Origin of the sequence: Thalassospira sp. (genome assembly GCF_040218635.1) — a bacterium.
In the GTDB taxonomy this organism is placed as follows: domain Bacteria; phylum Pseudomonadota; class Alphaproteobacteria; order Rhodospirillales; family Thalassospiraceae; genus Thalassospira.
The window spans coordinates 252,377-268,460 of sequence record NZ_JAVJRB010000007.1 but is presented as its reverse complement, the minus strand read 5'-3'; the positions used below and the strand labels follow the sequence as shown (position 1 = coordinate 268,460).

The following is a 16,084-nucleotide window of genomic DNA, read 5'->3' as shown; positions in this document are numbered from 1 at the left end:
TTATTCTGCAGCCTGACTCATCGGATTGAGCGGATGTTCCGGCCATGTCATGGGTGGCTTGTCGGTTTTGACCGGCTCCATGGTGATACAATCAGGCACCGGGCAAATGTGATAGCAAAGGTTACAGCCAACGCATTCCTCATCGACCACTTCAAACACACGCCCGCCTTCGGGCTTGTTGGTCATGGTGATGGCCTGATGGGATGTATCTTCGCAGGCGATATGGCAACGGCCGCACTCAATGCAGTTATCAGGGTTGATCACTGCCTTGGTATCGTAATTCATGTTCAGCTCGTTCCAGTCAGCAACCTGTGGAACAGCCGCACGGGTGAATTGATCGACACTGGTATAGCCTTTGTCATCCATCCACTGGCTCATGCCATCGATCAGATCGTCCACCACGCGGAAACCATAGATCATCGCAGCGGTACAAACCTGAACCGCATTTGATCCCAGCGCCATGAACTCGACCGCGTCTTTCCACGTGGTGATGCCACCAATGCCGGAAATATCAAGGTTCCGGGTTTCTGGCGTGCGGGCGATTTCAGCCACCATGTTCAGGGCAATCGGTTTAACCGCCGATCCGCAATACCCGCCATGTGTGCCTTTGCCATCGACAACCGGTTCGGGGATCATGTTGTCGATATCAACCGAAATGATCGAGTTAACGGTGTTAATCAATGACACCGCATCCGCCCCGCCCTTATAGGCGGCCTCGGCCGACCACAGGATGTTGGTGATGTTTGGCGTCAGTTTGGTAAAGACCGGAATATCGACCGCTTCCTTGACCCAGCGGGTGACCTGTTCGACCATTTCCGGGACCTGCCCGATGGCCGATCCCATGCCGCGTTCGCACATGCCGTGCGGGCAGCCAAGGTTAAGCTCGATCCCGTGCACACCGCTTTCGGCGATCTGCTGGGCAAGATCTTTCCAGATTTTTTCTTCGATCGGGGCCATCATTGATCCGATGATGACGTGATCAGGATATTCTTTTCGGCATTCGCGGATTTCCTGAAGATTGACCGCCAATGGCCGATCAGAAATCAGTTCGATATTGTTGATGCCCAAAAGACGGCGATTCTGATCATGGTGCGCGCCATAGCGCGAGGACACGTTGATCACGGGCGGATCAATGCCAAGGGTTTTCCAGACAACCCCGCCCCAGCCTGCCTCAAAGGCACGCACGACGTTGTATTTTTTGTCCGTCGGCGGTGCGGATGCCAGCCAGAACGGGTTTAGTGAATCGATCCCGGCAATTTTGCAGCTTAGATCAGCCATTTTCTCTCTCCCTCTGACTGGTGCTCAGGCGCTGGTGGATTTAAGGAACGCATCAATGGCGATGGCGGCCTGTTTGCCGTCTTCAACCGATTGCACGGTCAAATCTTCACCACTTTTGATGCAGTCACCACCGGCAAACACACCGGCCGCAGTCGTTTGATAGGTTTTATCGACAACGATTTTGCCGCCGGTGATCTCCATCCCGGCAAGGTCATCGGTTTTGATTTTTTGTCCGATGGCCTTCAAAATCTGATCGGCACGCACTTCAAAGGTCTCACCCGTTCCAACCAGTTTGCCACTGGCATCAAGTTCGGTTTTTTCGAACTCCATACCCATCAGCTTGCCATTGGCCTTGATCGCAACCGGCTTGGCCCAATAGCGCACAACAACACCATTGGTTTTGGCCAGATCCTGTTCGAACTCGGTCGCGGACATGTTTTCCGCACCACGACGATAGACAAGGGTGACTTCTTCTGCCCCCAGACGTTTGGCCTGAACCGCGGCATCAATTGCGGTATTGCCACCACCAATGACGATCACGTTATTGCCCACCGGCATGTCGGATTTCGGTTCGGTCTGACGCAGTTGTTCGATGAATTTGATCGCGTCATCAACACCGGGGAATTCTTCGCCTTTAAGGCCAAGATTATTGGTCGATCCAAGACCGACACCAACAAACACCGCATCATAGGAATCCTGCAAGGCCGCGATGGAGATGTCTTTGCCAAGGGCTTTGTTATATTCGATGCGAATACCGCCAATTCCCAACAGGAATTCAACCTCGCGCTGGGCGAAATCATTGGTCATCTTATAGGCGGCCAAACCATATTCGTTTAAACCGCCCGGCTTTGCCTTGGCTTCAAACACCGTCACATTGTGACCAAGCATCGCCGCACGGTGCGCGCACGATAATCCGGCAGGCCCGGCACCGATCACGGCAATGCTTTTGCCGGTTTCGGCTGCACGTTTGAACGGATGGGGCAGATCGCGCGCCATCAGATGGTCAACGGCGAAACGCTGCAGGCTGCCGATTTCAACGGCGGTATCTTCGGCGACATTGCGCACACAGGCCTGTTCGCACAACACTTCGGTCGGGCATGCACGGGCACAGGTGCCGCCCATGATGTTGGCCGACAAAATGGTTTTTGCCGCGCCATCCGGGTTGCTTGTGCTGATCTTGCGGATGAAGCCTGGAATATCGATGGATGTCGGGCATGCGGTAACGCACGGCGCATCATAGCAATACAGGCAACGATTGCTTTCTGCCATTGCCTGTAGCGTGGAATAAGCCGGGTGCAGATCGGAAAACCCGTCATCTGCGTCATTATGGCCGATAGCACCATGGGCGGCACCGGACTTCTGAGCTTGCTTGGCCTGCAAGTTGGTCATGTGTTTTGTCTCCCTGCCAAAAAGGCGTCCTCTCCTGACGTCATCGAGAGACAAAACAAGAATGCAAATACGGATCGACCAACGGCCTGCATTTGACCCCACGGCGGGATCAGAATGGATTTATGGCGTTACGTGGACGGGCGCGGGCCCGACCAACCTTGGGTCTTCTCGTATCGACATTCTTGGCGTATCCGTCCGGCTTATGCCGGTTCCCAGTATTTAATCTGCCGTGCATTTATAGTTTCGGGGTTATCCCCGGTTGATTACACGTGCAGATGCCTCTCTCTGACGTAAACAGCATGTCCAATCCTGATCATTTGGTCAAGATTAAAAATTCACCGCTGAACCGAAAATCGTATTTCTTGGAATTTCGTTCTGAAAACCGCAGAAAACGGCCCTTGAAAAAGGTGTTCCCTTATCGTCATTGGACCCATAATTCCCCAGGCTGAGGGTATTTTTCACAAAATAATGATCTGTTTTGATCGATCAGCCTGATTTGAATATAGGCAAATGATGCAACCCGCCAGACAGTGCCCATTGATTAACCAGTCCTCATGAAATGCCGATCAATCCAACCGGGCAAGAAGGCAACACAGCCGGTTGCATGTACTTTTTTTCGATGTAATCACAAAATTTTTCCCAATACAGACATGTCTTTCAGCGGGATTTATGTTGTTTCGCGGCGAAAAACACCTATCAAACAGATAAGTGAAATCTACTATATTCAACTTTTTAGCGAAAATATTTCATTTTTATGTATCCTTTATCTGTGTCGCCTCAACTGGCGGCGGGGAATGCATATCGGGGAAACCGTCGTACCGCCGTCATTGACCATCGCGATCAGGTGCAAGTGAAATCATTGCATCACGTGCCGTGGGAGAATCACCTGACAACCCAGTCTCTGATCAGGAGAAGCACATGACAGATCAGCCGATACTCGTGGGCTATGACGGAACTGATGCAGCACAGCGTGCCGCAGAATTTGCCGGTCAACGCGCAGCAGCCGTGGGCTGTGCCGTTCATCTGGTTTTCGTTCTCGAATGGTCCCCTTACAGCTTCCTTTCAACAAAGGAACTGGAAGAACGACATCAAAGACGCACAGAAGAATTATCGCGGGCAGAGGAAACCCTCAAGCCTGCGTTGGAGGCTCTCGCTAAACTCAAAGTTCCGGTTACTTCGGAGGTCCGTTACGGCCATTCCGGCGAGTTGATCTGCTCGATAGCCATAGAAAAAAAGGCATCGCAGATCATTCTTGGCCGTAAGGGCGGCTCCGCCTTGGGTGCGCGGTTGCTGGGCAGCTTGCCCCTGACACTGGTTCAGGCATCGCCTGTTCCGGTCACGGTCGTTCCGTAAGGTAATCACCATAAACCGATAAACCGGAGAAACTTCATGTTCTGGAAAAAGACAGCAATGGCCAGCGCCGTTGCAGTGATGTCGGCCATTCTGCCGCATGTCGCCACCGCGCAGGAAGCCAGTTTCGACGAAAAAATCAACCAAGCCATCGCCCCCATTTCCAACGTTATCGCCGGGACAATATTCTATTCAATCCCGGTGGCTGGCACCGCCTTTCCGCTGATTGTCGGTTGGTTGGTGGTTGCTGCGACCATTTTCACCCTGTATTTCGGATTTGTGCAATTCCGCAAATTCGGCCACGCCATTTCACTGGTCAAAGGCGATTATTCCCACCCCGAAGATGCCGGGGAGGTTTCGCACTTTCAGGCCCTTGCCACCGCCCTTTCAGGCACGGTCGGGCTTGGCAATATTGCCGGTGTGGCCGTGGCGGTTTCCATCGGGGGGGCCGGCGCGACATTCTGGATGATCCTTGCCGGTTTGCTTGGCATGGCATCGAAATTCACCGAATGTACGCTCGGCGTTAAATACCGCAACGAATATGAAGATGGCCGGGTATCGGGTGGTCCGATGTATTACCTGTCCAAGGGGCTGGCCGAACAGGGTAAACCGGGACTGGGCAAGGTATTGGCCATTCTGTTTTCGATATGCTGCATCGGGGGTGCTGTTGGCGGAGGCAATATGTTCCAGGCCAATCAGGCCTTCCAGCAGGTCGTCAATGTCACCGGTGGTGAAAACAGCTTTTTGGCCGGATCGGGTTGGCTGTTTGGTCTTGTCATGGCGATCATTGTCGGTGTCGTGATCATTGGCGGGATCAAATCCATCGCCAAAGTGACCGAAAAAATCGTGCCTTTGATGGCGATCATTTATGTTACCGCCGGGCTGATCATTATCATCAGCAATATCTCGATGGTCGGCGATGCCTTTGCTCAAATCTTTGTCGGCGCCTTTACCGGTGCGGGTGTTGCCGGTGGTGTGGTTGGTGCGCTGATCCAGGGCTTTAAACGTGCAGCGTTCTCCAACGAAGCCGGTATTGGTTCGGCCGCAATTGCCCATGCGGCTGTCCGGACCAAAGAACCAATCACCGAGGGCTATGTCGCCCTTCTGGAACCGTTCATTGATACGGTGGTGATCTGCACCATGACCGCCCTTGTGATCACCATCAGTGGTGAATTGAATTCCGGTCTGACCGGTGTTGAGCTGACCTCGGCTGCCTTCGCATCGGCCTTTACGTGGTTCCCCTTGATCCTTGCATTGGCCGTGGTTCTATTTGCATTTTCGACCATGCTGTCATGGTCCTATTACGGGCTGAAAGGCTGGACCTATCTGGTGGGTGAAGGCAAAGGCAAGGAGATCATTTTCAAACTGTTCTTCTGCCTGTGCGTCATCGTCGGGGCATCCATGAGCCTGGGTCCGGTGATTGATTTCTCGGATTCCATGATCTTTGCCATGGCGATCCCCAACATCATCGGCCTGTATTTACTGATGCCGGTCGTACGTGGTGAGGCCAAACAATACTGGGCCAAAATCGAAAGGGGCGAGATTAAAAAGGTCAAATAGACCGAACTGAAATCGATCATCATTTGAAACACCCCTGCATATTCTGTGGGGGTGTTTTACGTTTGATATCCGTGTCCACACGGTGCCTTGCACCGATGACATGGCTGCTGATCATGCGGGTCCCTATGCAAGTTGGGGGAAATATGCGATTTTAATCGGCAATAAAGGCGTCTCATGATATGAAGCGCGCCAGCCCATATGACTTGGGCATGAGAGATTTTTCGCAGACGACCAATAGAAAAGACCCGCAAGTGATGAGTAATCAATCGCGCCGTTCCGAATTGCTGATGCCCGCAGGCTCGCTCGAAAAACTGAAAGTCGCTGTGCTGTATGGCGCTGATGCTGTTTATATGGGCACGCCAGACTTGTCGCTTCGGGTTAAAAGTCAGATGTCGTTGCAAGATGTTGTCGAAGGCATCGAATTTGCCCACGAACATGGTGTTCGCGTTTATCTGACGCTGAACCTGTTTTCGCACAACAAGGACATCGACAAGCTTCCGGAATATGTCGATACCGTGCGCAAAGTCCGCCCGGATGGCTTGATCGTTGCCGATCCCGGCGTGTTCATGTTTGTCCGCGAACATGCACCGGAACTTGATTTGCATGTATCGACACAGGCAAACGTCTGTTCCTGGCAGTCCGTCAAATTCTGGCAAAGCATCGGCGCCAAGCTCGTCGTTCTTGGACGCGAAGTTTCTTACGAGGAACTGACCGAAATCCGTGCGAAATGTATGGATATCAAGATCGAAGCATTCGTGCATGGTTCGATGTGCATGACCTATTCGGGTCGGTGTCTTTTGTCGAACTTCATGGCCGAACGTGGGGCGAACCAGGGCGCATGTGCCAATTCATGCCGCTGGAAATACAAAGTCCACATGAAGCTTAAGGACGGCACGGTCAAGGAACTCAAACTGACCGAAGAAAACCTTGAGATGTTTGACTTCTTCCTTGAAGAAGAAATGCGTCCGGGCGAATTGATGGAAATTCAGGAAGACGAGCGCGGCTCCTATATCCTCAATTCCCGTGATCTTTGCATCATGCCGAAACTTGAAGATTACCTGAAAATCGGCGTTGATAGCCTTAAGGTCGAAGGCCGTGGCAAAAGCCCGTATTACGCAGGCTTGGTGGCACGTGCCTATCGCATGGCGATTGATGACTGGTACGAAGATCCGGAAAACTGGTCGGCCGAGACCTATATGAAGGAACTTTCGACCATTCCGAACCGGGGCTATACCCTTGCCTTCCACGAAGGCCGCCTGACCAATTATGCCCATGGCTATGACACCAATAACAATGTGTCGGATTGGGAATTTGCAGGGATGATTTTGGAAGTCGAAGACGACGCCTTTATCATGTCGGTCAAAAACCGCATGTTGCCGGGCGACGTTATCGAATTTGTCCCGCCGCGTTCGCGCCAGACCGTTTTCATCCGCATGTATGAATTCATCGATGCCAAAACCGGCAAAGTCGGCGAAGCAGTTCATGCCAACACCCATCCGCGCATCCGCGTTCCGTTCTCCCTGTTTGAACAGGAAGACCCGGAATATCTGCGCAACGCCTTCCCGCCTATGACCATCGTGCGAAAAGAAAAAGCCCTTTCCGAAGACGAATGGCAGCGCCTGAAACTTGATCAGGAAGGCCACAAGATCGAAATGGGCAAAGGCAATGAAGAACGCTATGACGCGAAACGCGAAGCGCTTCAGACCGCCCTTGATGACCGCCAAAAAGAACGCACGTTCAGAACCCCGCGCGTTGGCACCAAAGGGTGCTGTGGCCGGGGTTGTAACGGGTGCCTGATCTTCTGGCACGATGAAAGCTATGCCAAGGCACGTGAAATCCTTGCCAAACGCAAACAGGGCGAGATGCTAGAACATGACGGCAAAACGATTGCCGCTGAATAAGCATCCTGCCCCTAAGCACCAATTAAAAACGGCAGCCTTTTAAAGGCTGCCGTTTTTTACATTCGGACGTCTCTGGGCTCAGGTCTCGCTACTGACTGGTCGCAGCATCCAAACGTTCCATTCGGCGCAGCGCAAACCATCCCATTGCAACGAAAACGATCAACAGCCCGACCGAGACAAAACCAAACCCGTCCTCGACCGCATCAATGATCACGTTGCCAAAGACATATCCAAGCCCAACCAAAACAGCACACCACAAAGCAGCAGAGGCTGCGTTCAGCCACGTAAAGACGCGCCAGCGCATGTGCCCCGTGCCCAACGGCAAAGCCCCAATGGTGCGCATCCCTTTGGGGTAGCGATATAAAAAGATATATGCCGTGCCGTATTTTTCTAACAGGCGGTTTCCACGCGCGACCCATGTCTTTGTTCTCGGCCAGCGGCGCTGCATTGCCTCACCATATCGCCGTGCCAACGCAAACCGAATTTCATCGCCAAGGTAACCACCCAAGAACGTCGCACCGATCACGGGAAGCGCCAACAGAACCTCGGAACTAACAAGCACACCGGCAAATAGCGGAAGCGCGCCGCTTTTTAAAAGGCAGTAGCCAAACAGAACCACATAAACCAACGTTGCGTTGATTTCGATCCAGTACAAAATCGCATCCATATAGAGCTATCTCCATACCTGTCATGCGGGCCATTGCATGGCGTTCAGTCACCGAAACTTACGCCGCAGACCAGATATCGGTTCACCTTGATTTCCACACCGGACATTCGAACAGGGGAAACAGGGCAAAATGCTTGAATATGACGGCAAAACGATTGCCGCTAAATAAGCATCGCCACGCACCAACTAAAAACGGCAGCCTTTAAAGACTGCCGTTTTGTTTTGCTTATTCAGTGGCCTTCAAGGCCCGTTCTTCAAGCTTGTCAATCCGGCGCAGACCAAACCATCCGACCGCGACAAAGACCAACAACAAGACCGGTCCGAGCAACATCAGATTATGCTCAAGAAGTTCTGACATACCCGCGCCAAGGCTGTAGCCAAGGGCGACGTAAATCCCGATCCAAAGCAGAAGCGACACGATGCTCAGCGGCAGAAAACGGATCAGCGACATCGAACTCATGCCGACCGGCAACATGCCAATCATGCGGATGGTGTTGGGATAACGGCATAAAAGGATATAGGCGACACCGTAATGCTCAAACAGGCGCATGGTCTTGCCCATCCAGCCTGCAAAGGATTTTGGCATTTTGGCAACAATCGTCTCGCCGTAGCGCCTTCCCAACCAAAAGCGCAACATATCCCCGGTAAAACCACCGGCAATCATCGCGGTCAATGATGGCACCAAAAGCAGGCTTTCCGATACCACCAGAATGCCGACAAACACCGGCAAGATGCTGCTTTTGCTGACGCAATAGGTGAAGATCAGGATATAGACCAGATCCTGATGATCCTGAATCCACAGATTAATCGTCTCTATCACGTCGATGCTCGCCTGCTTGATAAATGGGTATCGCGTTCTAAAGCACAGCCATCCAATAGACCAGTGTGCCACATCACATCTTGACTGCAGACCGGCAAACCAGACATGCCACCGGGATCATTGGTCAAGCTTCACGCCACTTCAAAACGGATCGGCTGGGCACCTTCCCAAAGGGTCATTTTACCAAGCTTCTCAAGGTCTTCGAGATTGCTGGTCACGGTAATGAAATGGTTGCCGGCAAGCTGGCCCATTTTTGATGCGAAATGCACCCCGCCATAAGCCAGCAGAATTTCGGTTTCGCTGATCCCGCCGGGATACAGAATGATCTGGCCCGGTGCCGGATAGCTGGTGTGGTTTTCATAGCCAACGCCAAACTGATAATCGCCCAGCGGCATCCAGACTCCCTCGCCGCTCCAGCGGACATGAACGGCTTTGCTTTCAAACGGCATGCGTTCAACAAAGGCCTTGCAGGTTTCCGGGGCCTTTCGGGTTTCCAGCACACCGTCAAAGGTGAACGGGCCAGCGGTGATTTTGATCTTGGTCATTGGTAATCCTATGAAATGAAGGTCATCCAGCCCAGCGCAAGCGCCAGACTGATCAATGTAATCGGCACGCCAAGGCGCGCATATTCGGCAAAGGAAATCACCGTTCCGGCTTTTTGCGCCTGTTCAACCGCAATGATATTGGCAACCGACCCGACAATCAGGAAATTTCCCGACAATGTGCTAAAAACGGCCAGACCATGCAACATGCTTTGGCTCCAGTCCGGGCCAAGTGACAATAACATCATGACCAACGGCACATTGCCGATGGTGTTTGATCCCGCCAGCGAAACCGCCGCCAGCACAGCCCAATGGTCAATTTGCAAGGCAACAAGAATATCGCGAAACAGTTTGGCAATTTCCGCGTCCTGTGACATCGCGCCGGTCACGATGAACAATCCGCAAAACAGCGCAAGCAAATGCCAATCCACCCGACCCAGAACCTGATCGGTTGGCAAACGGCGGCTGAGCAGCAAGATGGCAACCACCAAAAGCGACCAAAGGGCGCGGTCTTCGACAAAGATAAAGATCGCAATCACCGCAAGCGTCGCAACGACGGCCTTGGTCAGGATTTTCTTATCAAGAACCGGATGGTCCATAATGCCGTCTTGGGGCTTGAGTGCCGTCGCCCCGCCACCGGTCAACTGGGCGCGCATCATCGGGCTTCGCAGGATCAGGGCATAGACCGTGACCAGATCCATGGCCGCCGGGACGCCGCAAACCATCAGAAAACTGCCAAAACCCAGATTACCAAATTCGGCAATCATCAGGTTTTGCGGATTGCCAATCAATGTTGCCGCCGATCCGGCATTGGCTGCACAGGCAACCGCAATGACAAAGGGCTTGGGATCAAGCCCGCGTGCAACAACGCCGGAAATCAAAACCGGCGTTACCGCCCACACCACCACATCATTGGTCATCACCGCTGATAAAATACCGCAAACCGCAATAACCCCGGCCAGCAACCCACGCGGGCCGCAGCCAAGATTCGTAATCCGATGCCCGATCCAGTCAAAGAACCCGCTGGCGGCATATTGCGAGGACAACACCATCAATGTCAGCAAAACAGCAAGGGTGGCAAAATCAATCGCCGCCAAGGCGCCTTCACCGCTGATCGCACCGCTTAGTAAAAGGACCACCGCGCCAAACACGGCAATGCCCGTGCGGTTAATCGCAAGCCCCGGCCAACGGCCAAGCGCCATGCCGATATAAACACCGATAAACACGACTGCGATCAGCCAGTTCATGCGAAATCCCCCGATGACCACGGCACAGCGCACAGGTCTTGGACATGGCTACAGCGTCATTTTCAACCGGTCAATTGACTTTGCATTCATGCACAAATTGCAATGCCCCATACCAAAATGCAGTAACTGAACTTCTTGCAACCCGAAAAAATGGCCTTTTGAGCCATTTTTTGCGCCGCGGCATGACTTCTTCGATGATCCTGCGATTGTAGCATGACAAAACGCATGAAAATTTCACTTGCGCAGCAATTAGAACAGGCGTAAATCCCGCCTTGCCCAAAGTCGCACGTGCCTGTGGTGGTCTTACTTCAAGAACCCTGTAGGACTTACTTAAAGCAACGACGGTGTAGGGCTTTTTTGGTCTCAGGTGGTTGTCCAAATCCACCGACACTAAAGAGGCACACCATCATTGCCCACGTGCGGACGGGGAAACTCCCTTCCATAGCGAGGCAGACTTCGCAAGTTCCGGTAGGCGCCGGAACTATTCAGTTCGCAGGTAGTCCGCGTTATGCGCCTCCACCGCGCCGAAACGCATCAGGTATCTGCAGCTGCCATAATAGTGGAATGGGAGAACGCCCCAATGGCAACGCAGCGTATTATTGATTTTCTTGCTCAGAACCGACCAGAAGGCCCGTGCCTTGTTGTCGATCTTGACGTGGTTCAGCGTAACTACGAAACCTTCACCCGTGCCCTGCCTGACAGCCGCATTTTCTATGCGGTCAAAGCAAACCCGGCACCGGAAGTTCTGAGCCTGCTTGCCGATCTTGGCAGCAACTTTGACACTGCTTCTGTCGCCGAAATTGAAATGGCGATGGCTGCTGGTGCAACGTCCGAACGCATTTCATTTGGTAATACGATTAAAAAAGAACGCGACATTGCGCGTGCTTATGCCCTTGGCGTTCGTCTGTTCGCCGTTGATTGCGTCGAAGAAGTCGAAAAAATTGCCCGCGCTGCCCCGGCATCGCGCGTATTTTGCCGCATCCTGACCGATGGCGAAGGTGCCGAATGGCCGCTGTCGCGCAAATTCGGGTGCGCACCATCCATGGCACTCGAAGTGCTTGAGCATGCGCACCATATGGGTCTTGATGCCTATGGCGTGTCGTTCCATGTCGGATCGCAGCAGTGCAATCTTGAAGCATGGGATACCGCCCTTGGCGAAGCTTCCATGATCTTCCGTACCCTGGCCGATAAAGGCATCAATCTTCGCATGGTCAATATGGGCGGGGGCTTCCCGACCCGTTATCTGCGCGATGTGCCGAAAACCGAAGCCTATGGTTCGGCAATCGTTGACGCGCTTCACACCCATTTTGGCAATCACATGCCAGAAACCATCATCGAACCGGGCCGCGGCATGGTTGGCGATGCGGGCGTGATCAAAGCCGAAGTCGTTCTGATTTCGCGCAAACATGCCGATGATCCCGTGCGTTGGGTTTACCTTGATATCGGTAAATTCGGTGGTCTTGCCGAAACCATGGACGAAGCCATTCGCTATCCGATTACGACCCTTCATGATGGCGGCGATGTTGCCCCGTGTGTTCTGGCCGGTCCGACCTGTGACAGTGCAGACGTGTTATATGAAAAGAAACCTTATGATCTGCCGCTCGCACTGACGATCGGGGACGAGGTTCTGATCGAATCAACCGGTGCCTATACCACTACCTACGCATCTGTGGCGTTCAACGGCTTTTCGCCGCTGGCGTCCTATATCATCTGACCCCGTTCGGGAAAGATCAGGCCAATGATCATTATTGATCGCGAAGGCGCGCATTCGCATATTGAACGCGAAAAGCTGCTTGATCGCGTGATGGGTCAGGCGCGGTTCGGGAAATCGTCAGAAATCCTGCGCCGCAATCGGCTTCCGGCGGACGGTCTTGCGTTTGTTGCCTTTGACGACAAACACATGATCGGCACCGTTCGGTTGTGGAATGTCAATGCCGGTAACAGTGGCCCTGCCCTGTTGCTGGGTCCGTTGGCGGTTGAAAAGGCCTATAACGGGTCTGGTGTCGGGGCGGGTCTGGTCTATGCCGCACTCAACGCCGCACAATCAAGCGGCCATCGTTCGGTTCTTCTGGTTGGTGATCCGGACTATTACGCCCGCTTTGGCTTCCACGCCCAACCGGCAAACGGGCTTTTGATGCCCGGTCATTTTGATCGTCATCGGTTCCAGGCGATCAATCTGGGCAACGAAGACGTTCTAAGCGGGTCACAAGGGTTGCTTCGCGCAACCGGTGCCCGGACACATTGATAAACAAAACCCCGCAGCATGCTGCGGGGTTTGTTGTATTCAAAGCCGTGAGCTGAAGCTTCGCTTCAGCAGGTATTTTCAGACAACCAGCCGACAAATACGCCGTCCTGCTCGACCCGTTTATGGCTGAAACATTCACCGTTCGGATAAGCACCGTTTGCCGGGGTAAAGCGCACATCCTCTTCACCGGGCAGGATATTGGTGGTCGCCTCGACCAGTTCGGTATGGACGGTGCCCATGCCATCGGATGGCACCAAGCAATCATAGCGCCCGCCATTGCCATTGATCGTCCGCACCCCGACCATGCCGTGGTTCATCGGCCATGCTTTAAGCACCGACACAAGATCACCGGAATTCTGGGAAATACAGGCTGTGATCGCTGGCATCATTTCATCGAAAGACTGCGTCCAGATGCCGTTGCCTTCTGCCTTAAGATCATTAACCGTCACAACCGGAAAGTCACCGGGGGCCAAGGCAAGACTGACCGGGCTTGCCGAAACCGCGCAATGGGTTTTGCCCAGTGATGACTGCCAGATGGCATCTTCGCCCTTGCCGCGCAGTTCATACATTTCATTGCCATATCCATACCCAGAACCGGTGGAAATACGGGTCAGGGCAAGCGGTTCACGACCGGGGAATTCAACAATCGCGCGTTCGGCATCATTATCAAACGACACCGAAAAACGGCTTTGATCGTCACAGACAAATATTCTTGATCCCGCAAGCGGCATCGGCTTGGTGTTAAGCTGTGCCAACATCGCATCAATGCGGCTGAGTGCGACTTTGCTTTGCGATAAGGCGCCGCTGATTTCATGTTCATCCGGCGTACTTGCCGCGCCATTGACCGTTTTTGTGCCGCTGGCAAAGCGGCCTTGGGCGAATTCAAGTTTCAGGCTGTATTCAAGCGGTTTGTCGTCATTTTCCCCGCCGTAATTTACCCGCTTGGCATTCTCAGAAAACTGCAACAACTGGCCATTGCGGTAATAAAGCTTCACATCCGATGTGCCAAATTTGCCAAGATCGCGATGCTCATCAACCAGAAGCGGTTCCCCATCGGGCGATACATAGGCCTTGTAGGTCACCGTATGATCACTTGCGGCATACTGACCGGGAATAACCCGCATATCCGGCAGGCGGGCTTCGATCGCGGCAACATCGCGCGAAACATCGCTGCCATCGGTTTTACGGGCACCGTCAGATTGTGCGGTGGTAATCGGGCGGACCGTGATGTCAACATCACTTGGCGCATCGCGGGTCAGGACCGGATACATCTGATCATTGCGGAACAAGACATCGTCATTTTCCGTGACGATTGTTGCTTCGATTGCATAGGTAAAGCGCGGGTCAATCTTGCTTGCGTCATAGGGCAGGATAAACACCATCGGTGGATTGCCGACCGGCTGGCGCAAGGATGCAATTTCAACGGACGGCGCATCTGCCCGCGAAACATCAAGCAGGCGCACGACAAGGAATGTGCTATCGGGTGAAAGGGCAATCCGTTCACGATAACTGACCGACCCGGTCACCGTCGTCGTGTCGGTTTGCAGGCCGGCACAGCCGGACAATATGCCGATCATGCCGATTGCACAAAGCGTCCTTACCCACACGCTTGTGAAGAAATTTGGTTTCATTCTGACCCCGGTTTGCTCGTATTTTGGCAGTGGCGCTTATATTGCGCCCTTAATCGTGCCGCCAAACATACCGAAAACCAAGGCCAAAAATAGGCAAGGTTCTGTATTTGCCCATATTTAACCCGAATTACCGATCAAAGCCCGGCTTTGACCACCAGGATCACGTCGTTTGCGCCACATCACATCACAAGATGTTTTGGAAATGCACCAAGGGGTCGGGCGGGAAAGTCTTCCCGCCCTTAAAACCACACGGCCCGATGGTCAGACGTTTTTTTGGTCCTTAACCGGCAAACCGATAACAGGGCTGCCCGGCAACATCGGTCTGCATTGACAGGAGCGCGCCCTCTAACGGGTTACCGTTGCCTTCCAACCCGACTGCGGCGGATGTGATATAAAGCGTTTTCATATCCGGACCGCCAAATACGCAACTGGTCGGCTGGGTTACCGGCAGATCAATGATGCGATCAACGCTGCCTTCCGGGTTAAAGCGGATCAGACATCCCCCGCCCCAGCGCGCATTCCAGATATAGCCATCGGCATCCATTGCCGAACCATCCATATTGCCGCGATCCTGCGGGCCAAAGAACACGCGCGGATTGGACGGAACCCCGGTTGCCATGTCAAAATCATAGACATTCAGCGTGTTTTTGATCGTATCGCCAAAGAACATCTTTTTACCGTCAGCCGACCATAAAAGCGTATTGGAAATCCCGATATCGGATGCAAACCGCACGGCTTCCCCATCCGCACCAACCCGGTTCAACGTTCCGGTCGACACCGTAACCGGCAAATCCTCGCCGTTGGGACCAATGTTGTTTTCCATGGTGCCCAGCCAAAAACGCCCGGCCGGATCAACCCGGCTTTCATTTGATCGATTGCCCGGATAATCGGAATCGGGTGCGACAAACGGCGTGGTTTCGCCATTTTCCGGATCAAGAAACGCCAACCCGTCGGCAAGCGCGACCATCAGGCCATCATTTTCGCGCGGGACAATGGCTGCAACCGGCTGATCAAATGTCCAGCTGCGCGATCCCCCGTCATTGGGGCGCAGCGCATAAGCCGTTTTGCCGACAATATCGACCCAATACAGAACGCCGTCCTTGGCATCCCAATGCGGGCCTTCGCCCAGTGTGCAACGTAGGTTTGGCAATACGGTTTTCACGTTGGCCATGGTTTCTCCCTGAATATTTTGCGCGGTTTCCGCGTTGCCTTGTGCCGTCTTAGTCGATGCCAAAAGCACCGATGACGGATCAAAAATCATTAATTCATATTGCTACCCGGAATGGTCCGTTCTGAAAAGTCATTTTGTATGATGATTACAATCTGTGATGATTTTGCACCTTGCAATCGCAACTCGGTTGCATTTACTGCAAGTAATTGATAGGCATTCTCATATTGGGAAGGCCACGATCTGTAACCAACACAGCGCGTTACGATCACCGCAGTGCCCCATG

The 16,084-nt window shown here is 53.2% G+C and carries 13 protein-coding genes; 5 read left to right on the top strand and 8 right to left on the bottom strand.

Annotated elements, in window-relative coordinates; translation table 11 throughout:
* The gene (preA, locus tag RIC05_RS07680; protein WP_350046600.1) at nucleotides 1–1,278 is read right to left on the bottom strand and encodes an NAD-dependent dihydropyrimidine dehydrogenase subunit PreA; all 1,278 of its coding nucleotides are present in this window, start codon (nucleotides 1,276–1,278) and stop codon (nucleotides 1–3) included.
* Between the two features lie 24 nt (nucleotides 1,279–1,302).
* Complete coding sequence (locus RIC05_RS07675; protein ID WP_350046599.1) at nucleotides 1,303–2,667, bottom strand: NAD(P)-dependent oxidoreductase; 1,365 nt, start codon at nucleotides 2,665–2,667, stop codon at nucleotides 1,303–1,305.
* Nucleotides 2,668–3,585: 918 nt separating this feature from the next.
* Between RIC05_RS07675 and RIC05_RS07670 the strand changes: the two genes are divergently transcribed.
* From RIC05_RS07670 to RIC05_RS07660, 3 genes are all read left to right on the top strand, one after another.
* Nucleotides 3,586–4,020, top strand: a complete 435-nt coding sequence (locus RIC05_RS07670; protein WP_350046598.1) for a universal stress protein — start codon at nucleotides 3,586–3,588, stop codon at nucleotides 4,018–4,020.
* A 36-nt stretch (nucleotides 4,021–4,056) separates the two neighbouring features.
* Nucleotides 4,057–5,577: an alanine/glycine:cation symporter family protein gene (locus tag RIC05_RS07665; RefSeq protein ID WP_350046597.1), complete on the top strand. Its 1,521-nt coding sequence runs from the start codon at nucleotides 4,057–4,059 to the stop codon at nucleotides 5,575–5,577.
* A gap of 254 nt (nucleotides 5,578–5,831) precedes the next feature.
* Nucleotides 5,832–7,478: a U32 family peptidase gene (locus RIC05_RS07660; RefSeq protein ID WP_350041785.1), complete on the top strand. Its 1,647-nt coding sequence runs from the start codon at nucleotides 5,832–5,834 to the stop codon at nucleotides 7,476–7,478.
* Between the two features lie 88 nt (nucleotides 7,479–7,566).
* Here the strand turns inward: RIC05_RS07660 and RIC05_RS07655 are convergent, their stop codons facing one another.
* The 4 genes from RIC05_RS07655 to RIC05_RS07640 form a co-directional block, all read right to left on the bottom strand.
* The gene (locus tag RIC05_RS07655) at nucleotides 7,567–8,145 is read right to left on the bottom strand and encodes a DedA family protein (protein WP_350046596.1); all 579 of its coding nucleotides are present in this window, start codon (nucleotides 8,143–8,145) and stop codon (nucleotides 7,567–7,569) included.
* A gap of 226 nt (nucleotides 8,146–8,371) precedes the next feature.
* Nucleotides 8,372–8,965: a DedA family protein gene (locus tag RIC05_RS07650; RefSeq protein WP_350041787.1), complete on the bottom strand. Its 594-nt coding sequence runs from the start codon at nucleotides 8,963–8,965 to the stop codon at nucleotides 8,372–8,374.
* Between the two features lie 131 nt (nucleotides 8,966–9,096).
* Nucleotides 9,097–9,510 (bottom strand): DUF3830 family protein, encoded by a 414-nt coding sequence (locus RIC05_RS07645; protein WP_350046595.1) that lies wholly within the window; start codon nucleotides 9,508–9,510, stop codon nucleotides 9,097–9,099.
* Between the two features lie 8 nt (nucleotides 9,511–9,518).
* Nucleotides 9,519–10,754 carry an SLC13 family permease gene (locus RIC05_RS07640; RefSeq protein ID WP_350046594.1) on the bottom strand — a complete coding sequence of 412 codons (1,236 nt, stop codon included), beginning with the start codon at nucleotides 10,752–10,754 and terminating at the stop codon, nucleotides 9,519–9,521.
* Nucleotides 10,755–11,334: 580 nt separating this feature from the next.
* On the opposite strand from RIC05_RS07640, the gene RIC05_RS07635 reads away from it, so the two are divergent.
* Together RIC05_RS07635 and RIC05_RS07630 are read left to right on the top strand one after the other, a co-directional pair.
* Nucleotides 11,335–12,468, top strand: a complete 1,134-nt coding sequence (locus RIC05_RS07635) for a type III PLP-dependent enzyme (protein WP_350046593.1) — start codon at nucleotides 11,335–11,337, stop codon at nucleotides 12,466–12,468.
* A gap of 24 nt (nucleotides 12,469–12,492) precedes the next feature.
* Nucleotides 12,493–12,999 carry a GNAT family N-acetyltransferase gene (locus RIC05_RS07630; RefSeq protein ID WP_350046592.1) on the top strand — a complete coding sequence of 169 codons (507 nt, stop codon included), beginning with the start codon at nucleotides 12,493–12,495 and terminating at the stop codon, nucleotides 12,997–12,999.
* Between the two features lie 65 nt (nucleotides 13,000–13,064).
* Here RIC05_RS07630 and RIC05_RS07625 read toward each other — a convergent pair whose 3' ends face one another.
* Together RIC05_RS07625 and RIC05_RS07620 are read right to left on the bottom strand one after the other, a co-directional pair.
* The gene (locus RIC05_RS07625) at nucleotides 13,065–14,630 is read right to left on the bottom strand and encodes a YbaY family lipoprotein (RefSeq protein ID WP_350046591.1); all 1,566 of its coding nucleotides are present in this window, start codon (nucleotides 14,628–14,630) and stop codon (nucleotides 13,065–13,067) included.
* 280 nt (nucleotides 14,631–14,910) lie between these two features.
* Nucleotides 14,911–15,801, bottom strand: coding sequence for an SMP-30/gluconolactonase/LRE family protein (locus RIC05_RS07620; RefSeq protein WP_350046590.1), 891 nt, complete (start codon nucleotides 15,799–15,801; stop codon nucleotides 14,911–14,913).
* Nucleotides 15,802–16,084 lie beyond the last annotated feature (283 nt).